This is a genomic window from Lysinibacillus sp. NPDC097287 (assembly GCF_044761695.1).
Taxonomy (GTDB): Bacteria; Bacillota; Bacilli; order Bacillales_A; family Planococcaceae; genus Lysinibacillus.
This window is the reverse complement of sequence record NZ_JBIWCX010000008.1, coordinates 189,877-215,393: the sequence shown is the minus strand read 5'-3', so window position 1 is coordinate 215,393 and position 25,517 is coordinate 189,877. Positions and strand designations below refer to the sequence as shown.

The following is a 25,517-nucleotide window of genomic DNA, read 5'->3' as shown; positions in this document are numbered from 1 at the left end:
AGAGGTCACACCCGTTCCCATACCGAACACGGAAGTTAAGCTCTTTAGCGCCGATGGTAGTTGGGGGCTTCCCCCTGTGAGAGTAGGACGTCGCTTCGCTTATTTTTTGTGGAGGATTAGCTCAGCTGGGAGAGCATCTGCCTTACAAGCAGAGGGTCGGCGGTTCGAGCCCGTCATCCTCCACCATTTAGGGGCATAGTTCAACGGTAGAATAGAGGTCTCCAAAACCTTTGGTGTGGGTTCGATTCCTACTGCCCCTGCCAGGTCCTATAACTACGGTTATTACATTATGGCGTAGTTTGGGAAAATATTATCACAGTCATTTTATTAATAAAATGAGCCATTAGCTCAGTTGGTAGAGCATCTGACTTTTAATCAGAGGGTCGAAGGTTCGAGTCCTTCATGGCTCATCATTTAAATTGCCAGTATAAATAAATCTAAGCACATGCGGAAGTAGTTCAGTGGTAGAACACCACCTTGCCAAGGTGGGGGTCGCGAGTTCGAACCTCGTCTTCCGCTTCGTATATGTGCCGGGGTGGCGGAACTGGCAGACGCACAGGACTTAAAATCCTGCGGTGAGTGATCACCGTGCCGGTTCGATTCCGGCCCTCGGCACCATTTTCTTTTAATAATAATTTGCGCCCGTAGCTCAATTGGATAGAGCGTCTGACTACGGATCAGAAGGTTGTGGGTTCGACTCCTGCCGGGCGCGCCATAGTTTTCGGAATGTAGCTCAGCTTGGTAGAGCACTTGGTTTGGGACCAAGGGGTCGTAGGTTCGAATCCTGTCATTCCGACCATTATATGGGGCCTTAGCTCAGCTGGGAGAGCGCCTGCCTTGCACGCAGGAGGTCAGCGGTTCGATCCCGCTAGGCTCCACCATAACTTATAACCATATAAAGATCCTGGCGGTGTAGCTCAGTTGGCTAGAGCACTCGGTTCATACCCGAAAGGTCGTGGGTTCGACTCCCTCTGCCGCCATCTTAAAGGAACTTAAGCTCATTTGGTTAGCCCAGACGGCTCATAACCGTCCGGTCGCAGGTTTGTGTCCTGCAAGGTCCATCATTTATATATAACTTTGGAGGTATACCCAAGTTCGGCTGAAGGGATCGGTCTTGAAAACCGACAGGCGGGTAACACCGCGCGGGGGTTCGAATCCCTCTACCTCCTCCAGTTTTTTAAATAGATGGTATTTTAAAACACGAGTAGTATTGTCGCGGGGTGGAGCAAATCGCAACACGAAGATTGCGATTAACGTCGACGCAAGCGAAGCGTGGAAGACGTCAACGTACTAAAAGCGTATAATACTTTTGCTTATACTTAATAAAATTGTCGCGGGGTGGAGCAGTGGTAGCTCGTCGGGCTCATAACCCGAAGGTCACAGGTTCAAATCCTGTCTCCGCAACCAAAATGGTCCCGTGGTGTAGCGGTTAACATGCCTGCCTGTCACGCAGGAGATCGCCGGTTCGATCCCGGTCGGGACCGCCATTTTTTAATCAAAAGATTAGTTAAAACTAATCGAATGTGGGTCAGTAGCTCAGTTGGTAGAGCATTAGATTGAAGCTCTAAGTGTCGGCGGTTCGATTCCGTCCTGACCCACCATTTTTGCGGGTGTAGTTTAATGGTAAAACCTCAGCCTTCCAAGCTGATGTCGTGAGTTCGATTCTCATCACCCGCTCCAATAGGGGCCTATAGCTCAGCTGGTTAGAGCGCACGCCTGATAAGCGTGAGGTCGATGGTTCGAGTCCATTTAGGCCCATTATTATTCCGAAGTAGCTCAGTTGGTAGTAGCACCTGACTGTTAATCAGGTTGTCGCAGGTTCGAGTCCTGCCTTCGGAGCCACGGCCCGTTGGTCAAGCGGTTAAGACACCGCCCTTTCACGGCGGTAACACGGGTTCGAATCCCGTACGGGTCATTTTGCATGTAGCATATTATTGCTACATGCTTTTTTTATTGTTGTTGAACTGTGCACTTAAATATCTAAAGAATAAGCGTTATAATGCTTAAAACGATAAACTATACTATTCGATAAGTACGGTCAATATATTGCGCCTTTCGTAACTGCAAATTCAAATCATCCATCTGGAAATTTGAACAAAGTATTTCATATATAAAAGATGTATGTTTTCTAGCGTTTTTTTTCATGGTGAATCCGGTTCCGTTGCTCTAAGATGAGGGTATATGGGGGAATTCGACATGAATTTACAAGAGGTACAGCGTTTCTTATTACTTTATCAATTGGAAAAAAACCAAACAGAGGCTTGGCTAACGAATAGATTGCAAGAAATAAAAGCAGTGGGAGAATATATCCCGACGACAGAAGAATTAACATTTGGTGCACGTGTGGCGTGGCGTAATAGTAATAAGTGCATTGGGCGCTTATTTTGGCAGTCACTTCATGTTGTAGATGCACGCGAAATATTAGATGAGCAGGAAATTTTTGAGTCGTTGCTTGCGCATATTCAATACGCGACAAATGAGGGTAAAATTCGCCCTACAATCACTATTTTTGCACCGGGGCGAGTGCGTATTTGGAATCATCAACTTATACGATATGCTGGCTATGAAACTGCAGAGGGCATTGTGGGTGACCCGCATTCCGTGCCATTTACAAAAATTTGTGAGTCGCTTGGCTGGCAAGGTGAAGGTACAGCGTTTGATGTACTGCCACTGGTTGTACAGGTGGATGAGCGTTCGCCACAAATGTTTGCAATTCCACAGGAGTATATATTAGAAGTGTCGATTCGTCATCCTGAACGTAATGAGGTTGATGCACTAGGTATGAAATGGTATGCAGTGCCGATTATTTCAAGCATGCGCTTTCAAATGGCGGGTATCGATTTTCAGGCTGCGCCTTTTAATGGCTGGTATATGGGTACAGAAATAGGTGCGCGTAATTTAGCGGATCATGATCGCTACGATATGATTCCAGCTATGGCTAAAATTTTCGGGCTGGATACGACAAAGCAATCATCACTTTGGAAAGACCGTGCACTTGTTGAGCTCAACATTGCCGTATTGCATTCTTTTAAAGAGGACGGTGTAAGCATTGTTGATCATCATACCGCGGCACAGCAGTTTAAGCTGTTTGAAGAGGCAGAGGTAACGGTAGGGCGTGAACTTACTGGTAATTGGAGCTGGCTTATTCCACCGCTATCACCAGCATCAACGCATATTTTCCACAAGCCGTATGTGAATGTGTACAACACACCGAATTATTTCTATCAAAAGCCACCCTATTAACAAGTAAAGGCATCTCATCGTAATTTAGATGAGATGCCTTTTTGTAACTCCTAATTTACATATTCATTTTTAGAAGCCCTCATAGCACTTGCGAATAGTACTAACACTACAACAATAAATAGCCAGCCAGCGATGTCCCACCCACCGAATAGATCGTGTAGATAGCCAAATAATATCGGACCAGAAGCTGCAAGTAAGTAACCCCCAGACTGCGCAAACCCTGATAGATCAGCAGCCTCGTAAGCTGTACGTGTTCGTAATGTAAAGAGCATCATTGCTAGTGCAAATGAAGCGCCACCCGCCATTCCTAAAAACACCATCCAAAGAACAGCAAGGCTTGTCCATTCCATAACTAAGCCGATAAAGCCTATTAAATAAAATGCTGTAAAAACGAAAACGAGCGGACGCTGCGACTTCATTTTGCCAGCGATAATAGGTGTGAGTATAGCCATTGGAATTTGTGATAACTGCATTGTCGAGAACATCCATCCAGCACGGTCAGCTGGCAAGCCTTGAGCTATATAGATTTCAGGAATCCAAGCGGCTGTTGTGTAAAATAGTAGAGATTGTAAGCCCATCGCGCCAGTTACTGCCCACGTTACTGGAGATTTCCACAACGGTATACGGACTTTCGTAGTAGCAACAGTTGGTTCAGGCTTATTGAACTTCAATTGTGGAATCCAAATAAGTATTGTGATGACTACAAGGACAATAGATAGGGCAAGTGCACCTTGCCAGCCCAGTGACGAATTGGCGACTGGATAGCTAATGCCTGCACCCACACCGGCTGAAAGATTCATTGACATCGTAAAGCAAGCCATTAGTAAACCGACATGGTAAGGGAATTTCAATTTTAGAAGCCCTGGAATTAGTACATTCCCGAAAGAGATTGCAACGCCAATAAGTATCGTTCCGAATACGAGTAATTCAGTTGTGCCAAGTGAGCGTAATACGATACCAAGCGCAAGTAAAATAGTAGATAAAAGTAATGTTAATTCTAATCCAAATTTGCGTGCCACAATGGGTGCAAAGGGCGACACCACTGCAAAAGCCAACAAAGGAATTGTTGTTAATAAACCAGCAAGTACATTAGAGATACCTAGCCCTTCACGAATGAAGGAAATGGATGGTCCAACGGCAGTCAACGGCATACGTAGAGTAGATGCGATAAAAATAATACCGATGACAAGTAACAATGTTGTACCTGTCCAGCTTAATTTTTTGCTAGGAGAAGTAGATTGTTCATGAGTTACCAAAGTAAGACCTCCTGATATAAAAGTTATAATTCGAACCACTATATCATTTTATCATGCTTAAAAAAATAGTAGAAAGTTCATAAAATACTGAACATTTAAATGCGTATTGAAATGTAAAAGGGTATATGTTAAGCTTAATTACATCATAAATTTAATATATTAATGCCTCATGTTTGTATTGAGGTAGAGGTCGCGTTATTTAAGAGTACGCTAATGGAAATGACAAGCATTAATGAAATTAGCTGAAAGGAAATATCGCCGAAGTGTGAAGGGACTTGAAAACTTCATGCTGGGGCTGTCTCCGAAAGGAACAGAACTGTCACGTTTTGATCGACGTGTTGTGCTATCGTGTTTTAAAGAACAGAGGATTCTACTTAGCCATCGCATCGTGTTGTGATGGTATTTTTTTGCCTCTAAGAAGGAAGGAAGCTATTAACGTGAGTGAAATAAAAGTAAATCAGCTAGGGCATAAAGCTCCGAAACTGAAAAAAGAATTGAAAAGTCGCCATATTACCATGATTTCTCTTGGTGGAACAATTGGTACAGGGCTATTTTTAGCGAGTGGTGGTGCAATAGCTCAGGCAGGTCCTGGTGGTGCGCTACTGGCCTATGCGCTAATCGGAGTTATGGTGTACTTCTTAATGACGAGTCTTGGCGAGATGGCAGCCTATATGCCATCATCCGGTTCATTTAGTACGTATGCGACAAAATTTGTCGATCCAGCATTAGGCTTTGCACTTGGCTGGAACTATTGGTATAACTGGGCGATTACAATTGCAGCAGAAATCGCGGCCGTATCGCTTATTATGAAATATTGGTTCCCAGATAGTTCTTCTGCTTTATGGACAGTCATGTTCATTGCAGTCGTGTTAACATTTAACTTATTGTCTGTAAAAAGCTATGGGGAAAGTGAATATTGGTTTTCGATGATTAAAGTCGCAACGGTAATAGTATTCATCATCGTTAGTTTTCTGATGATTTTTGGTATTTTAGGTGGACAAGCACCGGTCGGCTTTACGAATTTCTTCATTAGTGATGGGCCGTTCCATGGGGGTTTCTTAGCGACGTTCGGGATTTTCCTAGCAGCAGGATTCTCGTTCCAAGGGACAGAATTACTAGGGGTTACGGCTGGTGAAACAGATGATCCAGGTAAAAATATTCCGAAAGCCGTAAAATCAGTTTTCTGGCGTATTATTTTATTCTATATTTTAGCGATTGCTGCAATCGGGATGCTGATTCCGTTTACAGACGAACGCTTATTATCTGAAGATATCGCTGTATCACCATTTACGTTAGTGTTTGAACGCTTAGGGATTGCCTTTGCTGCTTCATTCATGAACGCGATTATTTTAACTGCGATGCTTTCAGCGGGTAACTCAGGGCTCTATGCAGCATCACGTATGCTATGGAGTCTTGCAGTAGACGGTCATGCACCGAAAATTTTCATGAAGCTTAGCCGTCGTGGTATTCCAATTTACGCGTTACTTGCGACATTAGCAGTAGGTAGCTTAGCATTCCTTGCCTCATTCTTCGGTGACGGTGTTGTCTATATGTGGCTATTGAATGCTTCAGGTATGTCAGGTTTCATCGCATGGCTTGGGATTGCAATTAGTCACTATCGTTTCCGTAAAGCATTCGAGGTACAAGGATTGGACCCAAAATTACTGCCGTATAGAGCGAAATTGTTCCCGTTTGGTCCGTTATTTGCCTTTACGGTATGTATGATTGTTGTTTTGGGTCAAAACTATACAGCCTTTATGGGCGGTGCGATTGACTGGTACGGCGTGCTCGTATCATACATCGGTATTCCATTGTTTTTAGCGTTCTGGTTAGGCTATAAATTAAAACATAAAACGAAAATCGTTCCACTGAAAAACTGTGATTTAACTGTGGATAAATAAAGAGAACGAGGTGCATCTACGCACCTCGTTTTTTTATGCAAAAATCGTCTGCCAAAGCAGATAAATATTCAAGCTAACAACAATCGCAACGACAATCCAGCCGAGGAAGGAAGTGATTTTATGATTCACTAGACTACCCATAATTTCTCTTTTACTCGTAAACATTACAAGAGGAACAAGAGCAAAGGCTATCCCGAACGATAAGATGACTTGACTCAAGACAAGCGCGTGAGTTGCATTTACACCAGACGCAATTATGGCAAGTGGTGGAATCATTGTAATGGCACGACGCAAATAAAGTGGAATCCGTCTTCGGATAAACCCCTGCATGACAACATCCCCAGCGAGCGTCCCCACAGAAGAACTTGCCAAACCGGCAATCAGTAACCCGAGTCCAAATGAAATAGCCGCCAGCGGACCGAGTGCATCACGCAGTCCGTTAAATGCTACATCTAAATCTTCTACCACAAGTCCCTGCGTATGAAACACTGCTGCTGCAATAATGAGCATGCTCATATTGATGGCACCCGCAATAATCATCGCAACCATAATATCGATAAATTCAAAGCGGAATATTCGGCGTTTTTCACTTTCATTACGACCGACAATACGACTTTGTGTTAATGAAGAATGTAAGTAAATAGCATGGGGCATTACCGTTGCCCCTAAAATTCCTGTGGCAAGTAATAGTGAATCTATGCCTTCAAACTGAGGTGTTAGAACGCCCATTGCCACACCACCCCAATCAGGTTGTGCTAAAAAAGTTTGGAATGCAAATGCTAGCACTACAATGAGCACCATGCCAGAAATGCCGGCTTCAAAAGCACGAAAGCCACGTCGTTGTAATTCTAAAATAGCAAATGAGCCAACCGTGGTAATGAACGCTGCAGGCAGCATTGGGATGTTAAATAGTAAGTATAGGCCAAGTGCAGCACCGATAAATTCGGCAAGATCGGTTGCGATGATGACAACTTCAGCTTGTATCCATAAAAAGATAGATGTTTTTTTTGAAAAGTTTTCCCGTGAGATTTCCGGCAAGTTTTTACCAGTTGCAATACCGAGTTTTGCTGATAAGGATTGGATGAGTACTGCCATTAAATTTGAAAAAGCGATAACCCATAAAAGCAAATAGCCATACTGTGAACCAGCAGTAATATTCGTTGCGAAGTTACCTGGATCTATATAGGCAACTGCTGCAATGAAAGCTGGGCCAAGAAATGGTAAAATATGTCGCCAGCCTTTTACATCCCCATCCAAAACTGCCTCTGCTGTTGTTTTTGTAATTTTTTTATAAACCATAATGCGCCCCCGTTCCGTATTAAAAGTATCGTTATCACAAAAATGTTTCCTTGAGGAAAGTTTGATTATATTTTATGACTACTTGTTTGAAAAATACCGTCATTCGCCCAAATAATGAAATAAATAAAATCTACACTTAATTGAGGGAATGTATGTAAAGCTTGTCTTGATACAATCTGTTTCTCATCATTTTCTAATTAGACTTTCATACCTTGCATAGTTTACGATAAAAGAAAATGCTGAGGAATGACGCCATATGACGAATCGGATTTTAATTATAGAAGATGAAGAAAGCATTGCACGAGTGTTACAGCTAGAGTTGCAATTTGAGGGCTATGAAGCGGAGATGGCACACACTGGAACAGATGGATTACTGAAATATCGTGAGCAGAAGTGGGATTTGGTGTTACTTGATATTATGCTTCCTGAAATGAGTGGGCTGGATGTGTTAAAACGTATTCGTGCAACAGAGTCTCATACACCCGTTATTATGTTGACGGCAAAAGGGGATGTAGAGGATAAGGTCAAGGGGCTCGACCTTGGAGCAAACGACTATATGACAAAACCATTTGAAATTGAAGAGTTGCTGGCAAGAATTCGCACGGCTCTAAGATTTTCACAGCGAGCAATCGAGCAAGAGACTCTTACAGCATTTGGTGAATTATCTATCAATGAACAAACACGTGATGTTTTATATTACGGAGAGCATGTGTATTTGACTCCGCGTGAATATGAGCTTTTATTATACTTACTGAAGCATCCAAAGCAGGTACTAACACGTGAGCAAATTTTAGAAGCGGTGTGGGGCTATGATTACTACGGAGATACAAATGTTGTCGATGTATATATCCGTTATGTGCGCCAAAAACTTGATGCAGCGAATCATACACCAATTATTAAGACCGTACGTGGTGTTGGGTATGTATTAAAGGGGCAGATGAATGAAGCTTAAAACAAAAATTCACTTGCTAACGACTCTGCTCATGCTAGTGATTTTAGTGGCGACCAATATTGGGGTATATTTTTTGTATGAAGAGCTTGCGTACGATACCGAATATAAGCAGTTGCAGCATCGTGGGGACGAACTAAGTACGGCACTTAGCAAGCTGGAAGTGCAGACGAATATACAGCAGGTAATTCGTGCGTATATGCCAACGGATGGAGCGGTTCATGTTTATGATGAGGGGCAGAATTTGAAAATGAAGGTGCAGGCAACCCTCGAGATGTCAGATGCGAAATATATTACATTCGAGATGCCGGCAATTTGGCCTGATGGGACGGTTGTGGAAATTGAACTTGTTCAATCAATGGAAGAAGTAGCGAGAACAATGAGTTTGCTGAAAATTATATTAATACTTGTTACACTTTTGGCGGCAATCCCTATTCTTTTAGCAAGCCTCGCATTAAGCCGCCTCATCTTACAGCCACTTGAACGGTTAAGTACTACGATGAAAAAAAGTGCGGATACTGGAAAGTACGAGAAAATCGAGTTAACTGACAAAGGCAAAGATGAGTTAACCGAGATAAGTCGGACTTTTAATGGCATGATGGAGAAGCTCGAACTACATTATCAAAAACAGCAACAATTTGTATCAAATGCTTCTCATGAACTAAAAACACCTATTACAGTCATTGAAAGCTATGCTAAATTACTTCTACGCCGAGGTTTTGATAATGAAGCGGTTGCAAAGGAGTCCTTACAAGCAATAGCCAATGAATCTGCACGTATGCATGAGATGGTTTTACAATTACTAGAACTAGCGAAAAACAAGGAACAGTTAGATATCCAGTGGGAACAAATTGAGTTAGCATCATTACTAGAAAATACAGCAACACAAATGCAACAAGCATACCATAGACCTTTTATCGTAGACGAGGCTGTACCAAGTCACATTTATAGCGATGAAAAAATGCTTAAGCAGCTACTGTTCATTTTACTTGATAATGCACGCAAATATAGCGAAGGCGAGATACGGATACATGCGTCTGAAAACAATCAACATGTTTTCGTTACGATTCAAGATTGTGGTGATGGGATTCCTGAGGAGCATCTACCACACTTATTTGAGCGTTTTTATCGTGTAGGTGAGGACCGTAATCGTAAAACAGGTGGTACTGGTCTAGGGCTTGCAATCGCCAAGGAGCTAGCAAATCAACTATTGATTAAGATAGAGGTCGAAAGTGTAGTGGGCAAAGGATCAAACTTTACACTGTGCATACCGAAGGAGGGGTAACAATGAAAAAATGGCTTATAACAATTACTGTTATTATTATCGTTTGCGCTGTTGCTCTTTGGTTTTTTCGGGACTATTTCGTGAAAGAGGACCCATTAAGTAAGAAGGAAGCAATCACCCATATTCAAAGTTTGTATAATGGGCAGGTCAAGCACATCGAAAAACAGGGTAATCAATATGAAATTGAGCTTCTTCGCAACGGTGCTACATATGAGGTAGCTATCGACGTAAACACACGCCAAATTACAGATTTACTATTAAAAGAGGCCGTGAAAAAGTCGTTATTAAGTGAGGTGCAAATTCGTAAATATGTAACGGATTATGCGCCTGGTGAAATTGAAAGTATCGCACTAGAAAATACTTATTATAAGGTTCAAGTTACGAATGATAATAAGATTAAAAATCTCCTAATGGATGCCTATACAGGTGAAGTCATCTCAGAAAAGGATACGCCAAAAGAAGTGAATGAGCCTGTTATTGAAAAAGTCGTACTTTCCGAGCAAAAGGCAATTCAAATTGCCCAACAGGAGCTACAAGGTGAAGTTGAGTCAGTAAAATATAAGGAAACGGCAGATGGAGGTTATTATTTAATCGAAATTGAATCGGATAATGCTGAGGCTACCTTTGAAATACACGGAGTTACGGGCAAGATTATGTCTGTCAGTTTGGAGGAGAATGATTAGCATTATAAATTTGCTTGTATGTCTAAGGTGAATTTTATTCTCATGAAATTCTAATGTACCTCTTTCCGTCTTATCATCTTCGCTTGGTATGCTAAGTACAGATAAAACAAAGGAGAGATGAACATGAAAAAAATTATTTTAATTCCAGCGTTAGTCGGTGTACTTGGTATAGGAGCGGTAATCGGTTCTACAAGTCTTTTATCTGGTAATGCACAAGAAAATAAAGTATTAACGATGCAAGAAATCGAGAAAAAAGCATTAGCAATCGTGAACGGAACGGTTACAGATATTGAATTCGACAAGGAGCGTACAGGCGACGTTTACGAAGTAGAAATTATAACTGCAACAGAAGAGCATGATTTAAAATTCGATGCTTATACAGGTAAATTATTGAGTCAAAAGAAAGAAGCATTAGATGATGATGATGATGACGATCGTAACATGCAAGTGGAAAACAATACAGCTAAGAAAATTACAAAAGAGCAAGCAATTGAAAGAACATTGTCAAAAGTTGATGGGACAGTGACAAAAGTAGAGCTAGACGATGATGTTTATGAAATTGAGATTGTAGACGGACAGTTTGGATACGACGTTGAGATTCACGCAAATACCGGTGAAATTGTAGAATTTGAACAAGATATTGAAGACTAAAATAGAGGCAGCATCATGCAAAATGGTGCTGTTTTTTTATGTGCATTTGCCTCTTTACATTTTGCAAAGAGAGGCGTAAGATGACATCAATATAAAAGTTTCAAATTTCTAAATCGCTGAAGCAACTATACGCGGGGGACCCATTCTTGGCGGATTGTACAGACAATTCTTGGGGTGAATCTCTTCAATATTGAAGGGTAGGGCTACTCATGGCCCGAATCCGACAGCTAACCTCGTAAGCGTTAAGAGCAGAAAAATTGGAGCTTGGCAGACGTGAAAATGTCTACAAGTCTTATTTCGTGATGACTTGTAGACATTTTTTATTTTCGCGTATTTGTCTTCATTCAGCAACTATCATAGATTTAGAAATGAGAAACACACTCTAAGAAAATAGAAGGTGTTTAGTATGAAGTCCTCATTCAAACGTTATGTAATTGGCCGGCCATTAAAATCAGATGCACTTGGGGAGCAAAAGCTCAATAAAACAAAGGCACTTGCAATCTTGTCGTCAGATGCATTGTCTTCTGTGGCATATGGGCCAGAGCAAATTTTACTTGTACTGATGGCAGTGGGAGTAACTGCATTTTGGTATTCTTTACCGATTGCTGCTGGGGTAGTTGTGCTACTAGGGGCACTAATCCTATCGTATCGTCAGGTTATTTTTGCGTATCCGCATGGAGGAGGGGCATATGTTGTATCCCGGGAAAATCTTGGCGTTAATGCAGGACTTGTCGCAGGTGGTTCATTGCTTGTCGACTATATTTTAACGGTAGCGGTAAGTGTATCTGCTGGAACGGATGCTATTACATCTGCGTTTCCAAGCTTACATGAGCATAATGTTGCCATTGCTGTATTTTTTGTTATTTGTTTAACAATTTTAAATTTACGTGGCGTCACTGAATCGGCGTCCGTTTTAGCATATCCCGTTTATTTATTTGTCTTAGCAATGCTAATTTTAATTGCGGTAGGGATGTACAATGTAGTAACGGGGCAGGTACCAGCTAATCTGCATACAAATATTGGTACGCCGGTTGCTGGTATTAGCTTATTTTTACTGTTAAAAGCATTTGCCTCTGGTAGTTCGGCTTTAACTGGAGTCGAAGCGATTTCAAATGCGATTCCGAATTTTAAGGAACCTGGACCGAATAACGCAGCAAAAACATTACTCGTAATGGGTGTTATTTTGGCAGTACTTTTTGCAGGAATCGTGGGCTTAGCGTATTTTTATGGGGTCGTACCAAACGCAGAAGCGACGGTTGTTTCACAAATTGCAGAAGCAAGCTTTGGGCGGAATGTTTTTTATTACATTGTGCAAGGTATGACGGCGCTTATTTTAGTGCTTGCTGCAAATACTGGTTACTCGGCGTTTCCTTTGTTAGCAGTAAATTTATCAAAGGATGGTTTTATTCCGAGAATATTTCAAATTCGCGGTGACCGCCTGGGCTATTCGAATGGCATAATAATGCTTGGTGTAGCTGCGATTGCGCTTATTATTTTCTTTGATGGGGCAACGGAGCATTTGATTCCATTGTATGCGGTTGGTGTATTTATTCCATTTACGCTTGCGCAAACAGGGATGATGCGTAAATGGTGGCGTGAAAAACCAACAGGCTGGGTAGCAAAATTTACTGTCAATACAATTGGTGCAATTATTTCATTTGTAGTAGCAATGATGTTTTTTGTGACGAAGCTTTCGCAAGTATGGCCAGTGTTTATTTTTTTACCGATGATTATTTGGATGTTTCATCATATTAAGAAGCATTATGATGCGGTCGGACCTCAATTAAAGCTAGATGCGGAAGTATTGCCTGAGATTACGGGCAATGTTTTGATTGTTCCAGTTGCTGGGATAACAAAAGTAGTAGAAAATTCTCTGCATTATGCACAATCATTGAATGTGGATAAAATTATTGCCTTTTATGTGGCGTTCGATCAGGCGGATGCAAAAGCATTTGAAGAGAAATGGAAAGCGTGGCAGCCAACGATTCGAATCGTGACTTATTATTCACCGTATCGCAGTATTACGCATCCACTCACAAAGTTTATAGATAAGGTGGAGCATCAATTTGCAAAGTCGGGTCAACGGGTTTCAGTTGTTATCCCGCAGTTCTTCCCGAAAAAAGGCTGGCAACATCTATTGCACAACCAGTCGAGTCTATTAATACGAACTTCACTATTATTCCATAGAAATGTGGTCATTATTACAATACCTTTTCATTTACAGAAATAATGACTCGATATGAGCGAAATTACACTCTAAAAATACCAATCTGTATTAAAAGAGAATTATCATTATGAATGGTTGATTTTCGTTCCGGCTGGGCGCTTTCCGGGGGGCGTCTGATGAGCCGCTTCACTCGCAAGCTCGCTTCAGGGTATCAGGCCAACATGATGTTGGTCACGAAGGCGTTGTCACACGATGTGACGTTTTTAGCCTTCGTTCCTTTATTGTGATCCCCCAGCCTCCACTCCAATCAACAAACCTACTTACAATTAATGAGCTCTATAAAAGATGCTTAACGCTCGCCCTCTGGATGCGTAAGTGCTGGAACGGAAAGTAACTATCACTCTATTTAGATGGAAGTAAATGCTCTGTAATTTGCTCATTATGAGTAATGACTAAAAAGGGCGGAACAATTTGTTGCTGACGCTGCGCTTTCGTACAGAAAAGATTTATTAATGTTGCCTTTCATAATGAATAGTTTTCTGCTATAATCAGAGCATTAGTTGCAAAACACGAACGATCACTGTTAAAAAGTGATGAAATGTGGTTGATTTCCGAAAAATTAGAATTATTCCATTATTTCTATTCATCTTGAATTCAGAAAAATCCATGTTTATAATAAGTACATTCTTATAATTAAATACTATTTCACTCATATAATAGCGGGAATATGGCTCGCGAGTTTCTACCGATTTACCGAAAATGAATCGACTATGGGCGGCAATGTTTAGAATACTTACTCAACTGAGTTGTTTTTCTAATTGCGTCAACGTTTTAAGCGCTGAACACTTTGCTCCACTCGTAGATGAATGGAATCAAAGTATTCAGCGCTTTTCTATATTCATTCAGTGGGCGTCAGGGCGCCCACTGAATGAATATAAAGCCTCCGGCGGATGTCACCGATGTTTTTGCGCGAAAGCGTAGCGACAGCAGCAGATTTTGAAAGAAGAGGAAGTCAGCCTAAGTACGTCGCATCCATGCGACAACGGCTGACTGACCTGCATCACGCAGGCCCAAGCACAATTCAAAATCTGGACGCAATTACGCCGAGGCGTAATTGATTAAACATATGAAAGAAGGACAACAAGAAATGAAATTACTACAAGACAAAATTATTCAAGAAGGTAAAGTGTTATCTTCAACTGTATTAAAAGTAGATTCTTTTTTAAATCATCAAATTGATCCACAACTTATGAAAGAAATCGGCCTTGAGTTTGCGAATCGCTTCTCGGATCAGGTTATTACGAAAGTGTTAACAATCGAGTCTTCTGGTATCGCACCATCTGTGATGTTAGGTCTTGAAATTGGCGCACCAGTGGTGTTTGCACGTAAACGTAAATCTCTTACATTATCAGATAATTTATATTCTTCAAAAGTACATTCGTTCACGAAAAATGAAACAAATGAAATTTCCGTATCTCATAGTTTCATAGGTGCAGACGATAACGTGCTAATTATTGATGATTTCCTTGCGAATGGTGAAGCTGTGAAAGGATTATTAGACATTGCGGCTCAAGCAGGAGCAAATGTTGTCGGTGTTGGTATCGTCATTGAAAAAGGCTTCCAAGACGGCGGCAAGTTACTACGCGCGCAAGGTGTTCGTATTGAATCATTAGCGATTGTTGATTCACTTGAAGATGGCAAAGTGACATTTGCGACAGGGGAAGAAAAGTAATGAATAAAACGAAATCGACGGCATTGGCTATCCAACATCTACTGGCAATGTATGCAGGTGCCATTTTAGTACCGCTGATTATTGGTGGTGCTCTTGGCTTTAGTTCTGAACAAATGACGTACTTAGTAGCTATCGACATTATGATGTGCGGTATCGCAACGTTATTACAAGTGTATTCAGGGAAATTTATCGGAATTGGTTTACCAGTAGTACTTGGCTGTACATTTACAGCGGTTAGCCCAATTATTGCAATTGGTTTAAACCCAGAACAAGGAATTACGGATATTTATGGTTCAATTATTGCATCAGGTATCATCGTAATGATTATTGCTGGTTTCTTTGGTAAATTGGTGAAATTTTTCCCACCTGTTGTAACAGGTTCAGTAGTGTCGATTATCGGTATTTCTTTACTACCGGTTGCTATGAATAATATGGCTGGTGGACAAGGTGCAGCAGATTTCGCATCTGGCTCAAACGTCGCTTTAGCGTTTATTACATTAGTAATTATTTTAGTTGTTTATCGCTTTTCAACAGGTTTCATCCGCGCGATTTCGATTTTAATCGGTTTAGTGGCAGGTACAATTATCGGAATATTCATGGGTAAAGTGGATTTTACACCGGTTAATGAGGCAGGATTTTTCCATATGGTACAGCCATTCTACTTCGGTATGCCGACTTTTGATGCAACAGCAATCCTTACAATGACACTTGTTGCAATGGTCTCTCTGGTAGAATCAACAGGTGTTTACTTCGCACTTAGTCATATTGTTGAGAAAAAAGTGAATTCAAAGGATTTAGCACGTGGTTATCGCTCTGAGGGTCTTGCTTCAGTAATTGGTGGTATTTTCAATGCATTCCCGTATACAACATTTTCTCAAAACGTTGGACTTACACGTATGTCTGGTGTAAAAGATCGCAAAATCATCTACATAACAGGTGGCTTACTTGTTGCTCTTGGTTTCTTACCAAAACTAGCTGCATTGACGACAATCATCCCAACACCAGTCCTTGGTGCAGCTATGCTTGCGATGTTCGGGATGGTTATTACACAAGGTATGGGGATGTTAGTACCAGTAATGGCTGAATCGGCTGAAAACGCCATGATTGCAGCAATTGCAGTTGGTCTTGGTGTTGGTGTAGCGGTTGTTCCAGATATTTTTGCATCACTTCCACCAGGTGTAGCGATTTTAACATCAAATGGGATCGTCTGCGGTTCTGTGACAGCAATTTTATTGAACATCTTATTTAATATGATTGGGCCAAAACATAAAAAAGACCCGATGCATGGCTAATAAATGAATAACATCTATCTTAATATCTCATATATTAAGATAGATGGAATGATGTCACCTACTTTGTCTATTAATTTAGATAGAGGAGGTGGCATTTTTTATGGGTGAAAAAGAATGTTTAATGAAAGCTAAGTTAGCGAGTGATATAGACATGGTCTCACTTACTTTAAAACAAGCGTATGATTATTCTCTTCAGTTAAAGAGGGGGATGTCCGATAAGTCCCTTTAAGCAGAACAAATGGCTTTCTATATGGTAAAAATAGCTACTCCCAGCAAACTATTTTACTTTTAGGACAGCCCCTTTATATAGCCTGTTAAATCAAATGTTTAAAAAAACGCAGATAGATATAACGGTAAGATTCGAATATGAAAGAGGGTATTATTTAAAGTTGATTACTCCGATTAATGGTAAATGAGTAATAAATAACTGTTATTAAACATCAGTATTTTACTATATTATTTAATATGGTGAATACTTTTTACTAGTACTTCATCTTATTTATTAAGTGGTATTTCACAATAATTGGAGTTGGGTAATGAATGTTGGATTTAAAGATACCTGATAAGCGGTATCGAACAGAAATAGAAGGATTACGTGCAATTGCGACACTTCTAATCGCGATATATCATATATGGTTAGGAAGAGTATCGGGAGGCGTCGATGTCTTTTTCGTACTTTCAGGATTTTTAATTACTATGTCCTTAATTTCGAAAATAGAGAGAACTGGTAAAATACACTTTGGGGGCTATTTACTAGGTTTGGCTAAACGATTATTCCCACTAGCTTTAACTGTAATAATATTTATTACTGGGTTATCTATTTTCCTGTTACCTCAAGTACAATGGGATCAAATTACTTCTCATATGTTAGCTTCTACATTATTTTTTGAAAACTGGCGTTTATCGCTTGATGCCGTAGATTATTTAGCACAAGCTGATGTAGCTAGTCCGTTTCAACATTTTTGGTCCATGTCAGTACAAGGTCAATTTTATATTCTCTGGCCATGTTTAATTTTTGTTACGTATATTTTAGCGCAGAAAATTTTAAAAACGCCGGTACGTAAAACGCTTTTAGTAGTATTATTAATAGTTTTTATTCTATCGCTTAGTTATTCTATTTATATAACAAACTTAAATCAACCTTGGGCATATTTTGATTTGTTAGCACGTGTTTGGGAATTTAGTTTAGGGAGTATTTTTGCTATTCTGTTGCCATATCTTTCTTTAAATAAATGGATAAGTACGTTTATTGGATGGGTAGGCCTACTAATAGTTTGCTTTACTGGTGTTATCATTCCAGTCTCGGATCTTTTCCCAGGTTATATTGCGTTACTACCCATTGGGGGGGCACTTTTGTTAATCCTTTCAGCGGAATCTAGTACTCGATTTGGAGTGGACAAGATACTTGGGGCTAGACCATTTTTATTTTTTGGAAAATATACATATGGATTTTATTTATGGCATTGGCCATTATTAATTTTTTATAAAGTATATATGGATACAAGTACCGTTTCCATTGCACATGGACTTCTAATTTTATTCGCAACATTTATTTTATCATACGTTTCAACAAAGTTTATTGAAACACCAATCCGTGAAATAGAGGCACGACATTCAAAATCGCAACTCATTTTTGTATTATGCGTGATGTTGATCCCTGTATTATTGATGAACTTTTCCTTTAACTACTTTGTGGAACAAGCGAAAGCACAAAAACCTCTGGAATATAGTATACAAGATTATCCTGGTGCTTTAGAATTCCAACAAAATATCCAACCAAATGAAGGCGTTGAATTAATTCCTTCAATGGTGAATGTGAAAACGGATCTCGCCTCATTTTATGACGATAAACAATGCTTTACCAATAAAGGTGTAGTTGTAACAAAATGCTCATTCGGTGTTACGGATAACCCAGACTATATAATTGCACTAGTTGGTGGTTCGCATTCAGGTCATTGGTTCCCAGCTTTAGAGATGTTAGCAGAAGAGTTAAATTTCCAAATTGATGTTTATATTCGTGATGGATGTCGTTTTACAAATGATGATTTTGATGGTCAGATAACATCAGAATGTTTACTTTGGAATGAAAAGGTGATGGATGTCTTAATCAAGGATCCACCGGATTTAGTATTTACAACATCAACATTGAATAAGAGAGATACTGTACCTATTGGATATATTGGGCAATGGAGTAGGTTGGAAGGAATCACACAAATCTTTGCTATCCGTGACAATCCACGAATGGTTGAAGATGTCCCTACCTGCGTTGATAGAGTAAGTGATCCATCTGAATGTTCGGTTCCAAAAAATCAAGGTGTATCAGAAATTGTCCCTTGGGAAAATACCGGGGGAATTCCATCGAATGTAACATTTGCAGACTTAACGGATAATTTTTGTGATGAATCAAGATGTTACGGTGTAATTGGTAACGTCATTGTTTATCGCGACATGCACCATATTACAGCAGAGTACGCAAAAACATTGGCCCCTGCTTTAAGAGAACCACTTGCAGATGCATTAAAAAGTTTGGATAAAAAGTAAAGGAATCCTGGAATGAGGGAGGGGAAATGCTCATTCTGGGTGTTCATCATTAAAAATGGCTTCTCGAAATTTTCGAGAAGCTGTTTTTTTATTGTCTAACTTTTAAATTTTTCTTCTACCCACTCTTTAAATAGCTCAAAGTCTGAATAGACAAGCTCTTTATAGCGCATTGCCTGTAATATCGTACTTTCTATAAAGATGTCGTGGTGTTTACCAATTGCGTGTAAAATTTCAACTTCGCTATGGTAGGTAAAAACATCGGAATAATCAATGTCCGCACGTGCATGAATTTTAGCGGTGATTTGCCCCATAATCGATGTTGTGACGAAGTAATCTTCTAAATCTGTATAGTTTTTCGGCTTTACTTTTTTCTTATACGGAGAACGTTCACGAATGTAGTATTCTTGTCCATCCATTGTGACGTAGGCTAAGTGTGGATCTTCTAAATGATGCATCGCCTTTTGAGTTCCGACAACACGTGCACCCTGATGTTCATAATGGGCCCAAAATGTTTCGTTATACGGTAGGAAATATGCTGGAATTGCTGAGCGTACTTCTTTCATTTCTAGCACTAAATCTTCTACCCCGAGTGCATCGGTTTGTCCATCTACTAAAATATAATAGCGTTTTAAACCAATTGACGCTGTACCAGAGCCGTGTTTAATGGCAATGTCTTTGATGGCGTAGTTGGGTAATACATTAGAAATGGCCGCAAATTCTTCTTTGGATACAGGTTGTACTTCCTCATTCCATAGGAAAACACGTTTGCCTTCTTCATTAATCTGTGAAATATCCTGTAAAAAATGAGTACGTTGACGTTTCTCAAGCTTTTTTAACACTCTTTTTATGGGACCCTTTGTGTTGTCTTTCGTAAACGACAAAGTACGAGGATCATCTTGTTTGCGTTGGAATCGTTTTAATTGATTGATATAGCCACGAAGGAAATGGTGGATGGCCATTTCTTGAGCCGATGTATTTAAGCCCTGCTCTTCGAGATACAATGCGATACTGACACTCATACGAATGATATCGTATAAATAAGAGCCTACATACCCCTCATCAAAATCATTGACGTCATAAACAATGTCACCAGATTCATTTTGAAATGCACCAAAGTTGTCCATATGCAGATCACCCTGAATCCAAGTGGGTTTTTCATCATCGGTATGAAAAATAGACGGTACCTTTGTCACATCATAATAAAATAAATATGCACTTCCACGGAAAAAGCGGAATGGGTTCTCAAGCATTGTTTTATATTTCTCCAAGCGCTGCTCTTTACTTAAAGCCATACATTGTCCGTCGAATTCTTCGAAAATCTTCTCGAGCTGATCATGCCTGATAAACATGCGTGTATGTTTGACACGTTCTAATAGTATGCGCCCCATCATCTAACTTCCCTTCCGACAAAAATTATTTTAATTGTATTATACTGTAAAATCCATGGATAAGTTTAGAAAGTTTAATAACGACAAAATTGAGCACATGATTCTAAATGACTTAGGTAAAAAAAGTTTGAAAAGTTTTATTTAAAAAAATTTCCGAAGACATTCGCGAAATCAGCGTTTTTGCTTGAGCTGACACTTATTTGAAATTATGTTGTATGCTAATTTGGACAATTTTCCTTAACTTTAACTTATAGAGTGAATATAAAATAATGCACCGTCCTGATAATTCAACGAAAAACATGTTCAGTTCTGTGATTTCATAACATAGATACATGTCCAGTTCTTTGAGGGGGAGTATATGTTTTTTCTAAAGAAAGGTTTAGTTATCATTGTAGGTAGCATCTTTTTAGCTTTAGGTATCAATCTATTCTTAACACCTTATGAAATATTAGATGGCGGCATTGTAGGGATAGCGCTAATTTTATATTATCTGTACAAATTAAAAATTGGACTTATGATTATTATTTTAAGTATCCCAATTTTTATAATTGCCTGGTTTAAATACAGGGGATATTTCTACAATAGTTTACATGGATTAATTATTTCTTCATTTATGATTGATCTTTTGAAACCTGTTCGCTCCCTTATTCAAATTGAAGCTATATACAGCTCGATTCTAGGTGGTATTTTTTTAGGTTTGGGCGTGGGGTTGATGTTGCGATTTAAAACGAGTACGGGCGGAACAGACCTAATCGCTCAGTTTTTATCTGTTAAAACAGGCATTAACGTCGGAATATTCATTTTCATTATTGATTCCGCGGTTATTGTAACAGGAGGGCTTTTGTTATCTTCTAGCACACTATTACTTTCGATTATTACGATACTTGTAGTTGGTATTACAACTAGTATTATGACTAGTAATATTTTTCGGGTATAAGTCTTTTGGAGGAAAGAAAAATTTTTATGGATAAATTATTGAGTAATCAATTTAAATGAGACTTCAGATGGTTGGCACTTAAAAAAGTGGAGCTATTTGAGGTCTTATTCATTATAAAAGGAACTAACAGGCCTCTTTTTACACAACATTTATAGTACGTTAACAATTGAAGCGTACAATGAAGCAAAATAACCAAATTAAGAGGTGCGAGAATGGAGTCCGTTTTGAGACAAAGCATAAAAACGAGTAGCCTTTTTTCATATATAAAACACTTGTATCAGCATCATCAGGAAAACATTTTATATGTGAAGCGTCTAAAGGTATTAAAAAAAATTATGCAGGACCAGGATTTACATACATATTTTCAGCCAATCGTGGATATTCAAACGAAGGAAACAATGGGATTTGAGGCATTGAATCGACCAGAAGTAACGGAGTTATTTACAAGTGTCGATCATTTTTATGAGTTTGTCGGTCAAACAGATAAGGTATTTCTTTTTGATTGTTTTTGCCGCAATTTATCACTTCAACGATTCAAGGGACGACTGCGAGGAGAGATGCTGCGTAAAAATTTTGTGTTATTTCTCAATATTCATCCGAACGTTCTGCTGGATAAAAGTTACCATAGTGGGGAAACCATGCAATTTCTAAGGGAGTTAGACATTAAGCCACAGCAGGTTGTTTTTGAACTGACGGAGAGAAGTGCTGTGACAGATTTTGTGGAGTTTGAGCGAGTACTTTCGCACTATCGTTCACAGGGCTACCGAATTGCAGTCGACGATGTTGGATCGGGCTATAATAGTTTAAAAACACTCATCTATTTAAAGCCGGAATTTATCAAACTCGATAGGTCACTGATTCAGTTTATAGACAAACACAGTGAACAGCAGCAGCTTGTCACGTTACTGATGAAATATGCAGAGCAAGCTGAAACAAAGATTATTGCAGAGGGTATCGAACGATTGGAGGAACTCGATTATTTACAACAGATAGGTATCCACTACGCACAGGGGTATGCTTTAGGAAAGCCGACAATGGACATACAATTAGGGGGAATACAGGTGAGTGGCGATGAAAATAGGGGAAGTCATTGAGATTGTTCCTTGTATTGATGAATCTGTAAAAAATAAAGAGGTTGATCTTCTTTTTACGCAAAATCCAACACTCCGAGGTATTGTAGTTATTCAGGAAAACAGACCGATTGGCCAAATTACACGCACACACTTCTACCAGAAAATAGGGACGCGTTATGGCTGAAATTTATTTATGGGTCGACAAAATCAGCTTGTCATCAAAAATGATCCGCTCGTTGTTGAAAGTAATATTCCGATTACGGAGGTTAGTACGGCTTCCATGCAGCGACCGGTGGAAGATTTATATGATGATGTGATTGTTACGAAGAATGGATTTTTTCTTGGTGTTGTCAGTATTCGCGAACTACTGTTAAAGCTTGTGGAGACACAAGTAGCCATTGCTAGCTTCTTAAATCCATTAAGCAGTTTACCTGGTAATAAATTAATTGATGAAAAGTTAGATGAGGCGTTAAAACTTCCAGAATTCAGCCTTATTTATTTTGATTTAGATCATTTTAAAGCTTACAACGACACATACGGTTTTAATAGAGGAGATAAAATTTTACTCTACTTAACAGATATATTGAAAAGGAATGTAGCGGGTGTGGATGACTTTTTAGGACATGTTGGAGGAGATGACTTTGTCGCAATTCTTCCACACTATGAAGTAGGGCCTATATGTCAAAAAATTATCAACGAATTCGATGATAAGATTACGAACTTTTATGAGCTAGAGGACTTGGCGCAATTACAGGTTCCTAATAGAGCAGGTGAGCTAGAGCTCTTTACCTGTACATCTATATCCATTGCTGTCATTACAAATGAATATCAGCAATTTGAAACAGCTGAACAGCTATCAGATGCTGTTGCTCGCTTAAAGATGGTGTGTAAAAAAAAACCAGGAAGTTGTTATTTTATTAATGCCAAGCAAAACTGCCTCGTTCACTAAACGGGGCAGTTTTTTTGTGAAGAATAGGATTTTCAAATTCAATAATCAAAGAAATTGAAGTGTTTGCTTTTTGGTTAGAATAGTTTCAGGCGAATGCCTATTAAATAAAAAAATAATCTCAATAAAACATACTTGATTAATAGGGATTGAGGGTATATAATTCGACTTACATAATATTAAATCAACTTAGGGGGTTATGTATTGACAATTTTACAAGTCATTCTCAACGTAGCGGTATTACTTGTGTTCGTTGGAATTCTATATGCCATGAACAAAAAGCACGTAAAATTCTCAAATCGTGTGTTTGCAGGTCTAGGCTTTGGTATTGCACTTGGTCTGGTATTACAACTTATTTACGGAATTGATTCGGAAGTGTTAGCAGAATCGATGTCATGGTACAACATTATAGGGACTGGTTACGTTAAATTACTACAAATGATTGCCATGCCACTTGTATTTATTTCAATTCTGATCGCCTTTACAAAAATGACAATCGGCAAAAACTTCGGGAAAATGGCCGCACTTATATTAGCAATCTTAATTGGTACTACAGCCATTTCGGCAGCAGTCGGAATTTTCTCTGCTACAGTATTTGACCTTGATGCAACGCAAATTATGCAAGGGGATGCAGAGGCAGCTCGTGGTGAATATTTAGAGGAAAAAACAACAGGTTTAGCAGCTCCGAGCTTACCGACACAAATTATAGAATTGTTCCCAGCGAACCCATTCCTTGATTTAACGGGCGCACGTTCTACGTCAACAATAGCAGTCGTGATATTCGCAGCATTCCTCGGATTTGCTTACTTACGTATCGCACGTAAAGATGAGTCAACAGCTGCAACTATTAAAAAAGGGTTAGACGCAATTTATGCGTTAATTATGGGCGTTGTAACAATTGTTTTACGCCTTACTCCATATGGTATTTTAGCAATTATGGCACGCACAGTGGCAACATCAGATTTCGGTGCGATATACAACCTTGGGAAATTTGTACTTGCTTCATATGTGGCATTGATTATTGTCTTTGCAGTTCATTTACTAATTATTACATTAAGTGGTTTGAATCCAATTACGTATGTGAAAAAAGCAGCAGAAACTTTACTGTTTGCTTTCACCTCTCGTTCAAGTGCTGGGACATTGCCGCTCAATATTAAAACACAAACTGGTCGACTTGGTGTTCCAGAAGGTATTGCCAATTTCTCGGGTTCATTCGGCTTATCTATCGGGCAAAACGGTTGTGCAGGTGTTTATCCGGCAATGCTTGCAATTATGATTGCACCAACTGTAGGTATTAATCCGTTAGATCCAGTGTTCATTATTACAGTAATCGCCGTTGTAGCAATCAGCTCCTTTGGTGTAGCTGGTGTCGGCGGTGGCGCAACATTCGCTGCCATTCTTGTACTATCGGCTTTAGATTTACCAGTTGCATTAGCCGGTATTTTAATCTCAGTTGAGCCATTAATCGACATGGGGCGTACAGCGCTTAATGTGAGTGGTTCAATGACAGCTGGGGTGGCAACAGCACGCGTATCAAAAGAGCTTGATACAGATATTTATAACAATCCATCAGCAGGTGCGCACGTATCTGATCTATAGGCTAAAGAGCTACATTTCCAACTTTCGTGGAAATGTAGTTTTTTTTATATCGAATAGGAAAGAAAGTTGCAATTAGTTTTAATAAAGTAAATGTTTGGGTTTTGGGGATATATAAATTTTTTTCTAGCTTTTAACATAAAAAGAGAGCAGTTCGTTATTTCTGCTTACAAAAAAAGTTACCTTTAAAATATGATTTTAAAGGTAACTTTTTTGCGTGAGGGCTATCTGAGAAGAAAATTTTTGTCTTCATTTAAATAATCTTTACATAAAAATCCTTACCGTTCAACAATTCAGTCAGTTCGATGTTGCTTGTTTTTTTATAATAATCGTAGATATTGCGTGCTAAACCGGAGTGTCCATTTAAATATGTCCCTGTCATAATTTCTTTACGAGGGTTATGGAAATCAAAATATAAGCGTGAGTCATGACACATGGAATCTAAAATAGCATGAAAATCTTGTTCTTCAATGTGAATACCTCGGTTATATTGGCATTCTCGGCGGTACGTATCGTGTGAAACGTTTACTGGCTTAGGCTCAAGTACCATTTCTACTTTTTTATTCAAATTTAGACAG

At 39.4% G+C, this 25,517-nt stretch carries 20 protein-coding genes, 17 tRNA genes, 1 rRNA gene and 3 riboswitches; of the genes, 34 read left to right on the top strand and 4 right to left on the bottom strand.

What is annotated here, in order from left to right:
- From rrf to ACIQ2D_RS13435, 19 genes are all read left to right on the top strand, one after another.
- Window positions 1-99, top strand: a 5S ribosomal RNA gene (rrf, locus tag ACIQ2D_RS13525); the annotation flags it as partial.
- Window positions 100-110: 11 nt separating this feature from the next.
- Window positions 111-186 (top strand) — tRNA-Val (locus tag ACIQ2D_RS13520).
- 3 nt (window positions 187-189) lie between these two features.
- Window positions 190-263: transfer RNA gene (locus ACIQ2D_RS13515), tRNA-Trp, on the top strand.
- A 74-nt stretch (window positions 264-337) separates the two neighbouring features.
- A tRNA-Lys gene (locus ACIQ2D_RS13510) sits at window positions 338-410 on the top strand.
- Window positions 411-447: 37 nt separating this feature from the next.
- A tRNA-Gly gene (locus ACIQ2D_RS13505) sits at window positions 448-519 on the top strand.
- A 10-nt stretch (window positions 520-529) separates the two neighbouring features.
- Window positions 530-618 (top strand) — tRNA-Leu (locus ACIQ2D_RS13500).
- Window positions 619-638: 20 nt separating this feature from the next.
- A tRNA-Arg gene (locus ACIQ2D_RS13495) sits at window positions 639-715 on the top strand.
- A gap of 7 nt (window positions 716-722) precedes the next feature.
- Window positions 723-799, top strand: a tRNA-Pro gene (locus ACIQ2D_RS13490).
- 6 nt (window positions 800-805) lie between these two features.
- Window positions 806-881, top strand: a tRNA-Ala gene (locus tag ACIQ2D_RS13485).
- Window positions 882-906: 25 nt separating this feature from the next.
- Window positions 907-980 (top strand) — tRNA-Met (locus ACIQ2D_RS13480).
- Between the two features lie 99 nt (window positions 981-1,079).
- Window positions 1,080-1,172: transfer RNA gene (locus ACIQ2D_RS13475), tRNA-Ser, on the top strand.
- A 160-nt stretch (window positions 1,173-1,332) separates the two neighbouring features.
- A tRNA-Met gene (locus ACIQ2D_RS13470) sits at window positions 1,333-1,407 on the top strand.
- 4 nt (window positions 1,408-1,411) lie between these two features.
- A tRNA-Asp gene (locus ACIQ2D_RS13465) sits at window positions 1,412-1,487 on the top strand.
- 38 nt (window positions 1,488-1,525) lie between these two features.
- Window positions 1,526-1,601 (top strand) — tRNA-Phe (locus tag ACIQ2D_RS13460).
- Between the two features lie 5 nt (window positions 1,602-1,606).
- Window positions 1,607-1,680: transfer RNA gene (locus tag ACIQ2D_RS13455), tRNA-Gly, on the top strand.
- Between the two features lie 4 nt (window positions 1,681-1,684).
- A tRNA-Ile gene (locus ACIQ2D_RS13450) sits at window positions 1,685-1,758 on the top strand.
- Between the two features lie 7 nt (window positions 1,759-1,765).
- Window positions 1,766-1,842: transfer RNA gene (locus ACIQ2D_RS13445), tRNA-Asn, on the top strand.
- A 1-nt stretch (window position 1,843) separates the two neighbouring features.
- Window positions 1,844-1,915, top strand: a tRNA-Glu gene (locus ACIQ2D_RS13440).
- Window positions 1,916-2,196: 281 nt separating this feature from the next.
- The gene (locus tag ACIQ2D_RS13435; RefSeq protein ID WP_402864806.1) at window positions 2,197-3,243 is read left to right on the top strand and encodes a nitric oxide synthase oxygenase; all 1,047 of its coding nucleotides are present in this window, start codon (window positions 2,197-2,199) and stop codon (window positions 3,241-3,243) included.
- Window positions 3,244-3,293: 50 nt separating this feature from the next.
- On the opposite strand, the gene ACIQ2D_RS13430 is transcribed toward ACIQ2D_RS13435, so the two are convergent.
- Entirely contained in the window at window positions 3,294-4,499 is a 1,206-nt protein-coding gene (locus ACIQ2D_RS13430; RefSeq protein ID WP_402864804.1) for a CynX/NimT family MFS transporter, read from the bottom strand.
- Between the two features lie 176 nt (window positions 4,500-4,675).
- Window positions 4,676-4,853, top strand: a riboswitch (Lysine riboswitch).
- A gap of 83 nt (window positions 4,854-4,936) precedes the next feature.
- On the opposite strand from ACIQ2D_RS13430, the gene ACIQ2D_RS13425 reads away from it, so the two are divergent.
- Window positions 4,937-6,400, top strand: coding sequence for an amino acid permease (locus ACIQ2D_RS13425; RefSeq protein ID WP_402864802.1), 1,464 nt, complete (start codon window positions 4,937-4,939; stop codon window positions 6,398-6,400).
- 33 nt (window positions 6,401-6,433) lie between these two features.
- On the opposite strand, the gene ACIQ2D_RS13420 is transcribed toward ACIQ2D_RS13425, so the two are convergent.
- Complete coding sequence (locus ACIQ2D_RS13420; RefSeq protein WP_402864800.1) at window positions 6,434-7,699, bottom strand: Nramp family divalent metal transporter; 1,266 nt, start codon at window positions 7,697-7,699, stop codon at window positions 6,434-6,436.
- Window positions 7,700-7,955: 256 nt separating this feature from the next.
- On the opposite strand from ACIQ2D_RS13420, the gene ACIQ2D_RS13415 reads away from it, so the two are divergent.
- The 9 genes from ACIQ2D_RS13415 to ACIQ2D_RS13375 all read left to right on the top strand — a co-directional run bounded on the left by ACIQ2D_RS13415 (window position 7,956) and on the right by ACIQ2D_RS13375 (window position 18,999).
- Window positions 7,956-8,651 carry a response regulator transcription factor gene (locus tag ACIQ2D_RS13415; protein ID WP_402864798.1) on the top strand — a complete coding sequence of 232 codons (696 nt, stop codon included), beginning with the start codon at window positions 7,956-7,958 and terminating at the stop codon, window positions 8,649-8,651.
- On the top strand, window positions 8,641-9,933 hold the full coding sequence (locus ACIQ2D_RS13410; protein WP_402864796.1) for a HAMP domain-containing sensor histidine kinase: 1,293 nt from the start codon (window positions 8,641-8,643) through the stop codon (window positions 9,931-9,933). The genes ACIQ2D_RS13415 and ACIQ2D_RS13410 overlap by 11 nt, the downstream gene beginning before the upstream one ends.
- Before the next feature lie 2 nt (window positions 9,934-9,935).
- Window positions 9,936-10,616: a PepSY domain-containing protein gene (locus ACIQ2D_RS13405; RefSeq protein ID WP_402864794.1), complete on the top strand. Its 681-nt coding sequence runs from the start codon at window positions 9,936-9,938 to the stop codon at window positions 10,614-10,616.
- A gap of 123 nt (window positions 10,617-10,739) precedes the next feature.
- Window positions 10,740-11,267 carry a PepSY domain-containing protein gene (locus tag ACIQ2D_RS13400; protein WP_402864792.1) on the top strand — a complete coding sequence of 176 codons (528 nt, stop codon included), beginning with the start codon at window positions 10,740-10,742 and terminating at the stop codon, window positions 11,265-11,267.
- Between the two features lie 104 nt (window positions 11,268-11,371).
- Window positions 11,372-11,523: riboswitch (cyclic di-AMP (ydaO/yuaA leader) on the top strand.
- A 150-nt stretch (window positions 11,524-11,673) separates the two neighbouring features.
- Window positions 11,674-13,497, top strand: coding sequence for an APC family permease (locus ACIQ2D_RS13395; protein WP_402864790.1), 1,824 nt, complete (start codon window positions 11,674-11,676; stop codon window positions 13,495-13,497).
- Between the two features lie 626 nt (window positions 13,498-14,123).
- Window positions 14,124-14,225, top strand: a riboswitch (purine riboswitch).
- Between the two features lie 356 nt (window positions 14,226-14,581).
- Window positions 14,582-15,166 carry a xanthine phosphoribosyltransferase gene (locus ACIQ2D_RS13390; RefSeq protein WP_402864788.1) on the top strand — a complete coding sequence of 195 codons (585 nt, stop codon included), beginning with the start codon at window positions 14,582-14,584 and terminating at the stop codon, window positions 15,164-15,166.
- Window positions 15,166-16,458 (top strand): nucleobase:cation symporter-2 family protein, encoded by a 1,293-nt coding sequence (locus ACIQ2D_RS13385; RefSeq protein WP_402864786.1) that lies wholly within the window; start codon window positions 15,166-15,168, stop codon window positions 16,456-16,458. The genes ACIQ2D_RS13390 and ACIQ2D_RS13385 overlap by 1 nt, the downstream gene beginning before the upstream one ends.
- Before the next feature lie 100 nt (window positions 16,459-16,558).
- On the top strand, window positions 16,559-16,687 hold the full coding sequence (locus ACIQ2D_RS13380; protein WP_402864784.1) for a hypothetical protein: 129 nt from the start codon (window positions 16,559-16,561) through the stop codon (window positions 16,685-16,687).
- A gap of 311 nt (window positions 16,688-16,998) precedes the next feature.
- Complete coding sequence (locus tag ACIQ2D_RS13375) at window positions 16,999-18,999, top strand: acyltransferase family protein (RefSeq protein WP_402864782.1); 2,001 nt, start codon at window positions 16,999-17,001, stop codon at window positions 18,997-18,999.
- A gap of 95 nt (window positions 19,000-19,094) precedes the next feature.
- On the opposite strand, the gene ACIQ2D_RS13370 is transcribed toward ACIQ2D_RS13375, so the two are convergent.
- Window positions 19,095-20,387: a DUF2252 domain-containing protein gene (locus ACIQ2D_RS13370; protein ID WP_402864822.1), complete on the bottom strand. Its 1,293-nt coding sequence runs from the start codon at window positions 20,385-20,387 to the stop codon at window positions 19,095-19,097.
- Window positions 20,388-20,745: 358 nt separating this feature from the next.
- Between ACIQ2D_RS13370 and ACIQ2D_RS13365 the strand changes: the two genes are divergently transcribed.
- From ACIQ2D_RS13365 to ACIQ2D_RS13345, 5 genes are all read left to right on the top strand, one after another.
- Window positions 20,746-21,324 carry a YitT family protein gene (locus ACIQ2D_RS13365; RefSeq protein WP_402864781.1) on the top strand — a complete coding sequence of 193 codons (579 nt, stop codon included), beginning with the start codon at window positions 20,746-20,748 and terminating at the stop codon, window positions 21,322-21,324.
- A gap of 212 nt (window positions 21,325-21,536) precedes the next feature.
- Window positions 21,537-22,418: an EAL domain-containing protein gene (locus ACIQ2D_RS13360; protein WP_402864780.1), complete on the top strand. Its 882-nt coding sequence runs from the start codon at window positions 21,537-21,539 to the stop codon at window positions 22,416-22,418.
- Entirely contained in the window at window positions 22,390-22,581 is a 192-nt protein-coding gene (locus ACIQ2D_RS13355; RefSeq protein WP_402864778.1) for a CBS domain-containing protein, read from the top strand. Before ACIQ2D_RS13360 ends, ACIQ2D_RS13355 begins: the two co-directional genes overlap by 29 nt.
- A gap of 9 nt (window positions 22,582-22,590) precedes the next feature.
- Window positions 22,591-23,346: a GGDEF domain-containing protein gene (locus ACIQ2D_RS13350; RefSeq protein WP_402864776.1), complete on the top strand. Its 756-nt coding sequence runs from the start codon at window positions 22,591-22,593 to the stop codon at window positions 23,344-23,346.
- 201 nt (window positions 23,347-23,547) lie between these two features.
- Window positions 23,548-24,942 (top strand): L-cystine transporter, encoded by a 1,395-nt coding sequence (locus ACIQ2D_RS13345; protein WP_402864774.1) that lies wholly within the window; start codon window positions 23,548-23,550, stop codon window positions 24,940-24,942.
- Window positions 24,943-25,192: 250 nt separating this feature from the next.
- Here the strand turns inward: ACIQ2D_RS13345 and ACIQ2D_RS13340 are convergent, their stop codons facing one another.
- Window positions 25,193-25,507 (bottom strand): hypothetical protein, encoded by a 315-nt coding sequence (locus ACIQ2D_RS13340; RefSeq protein WP_402864772.1) that lies wholly within the window; start codon window positions 25,505-25,507, stop codon window positions 25,193-25,195.
- Between the last annotated feature and the right edge of the window lie 10 nt (window positions 25,508-25,517).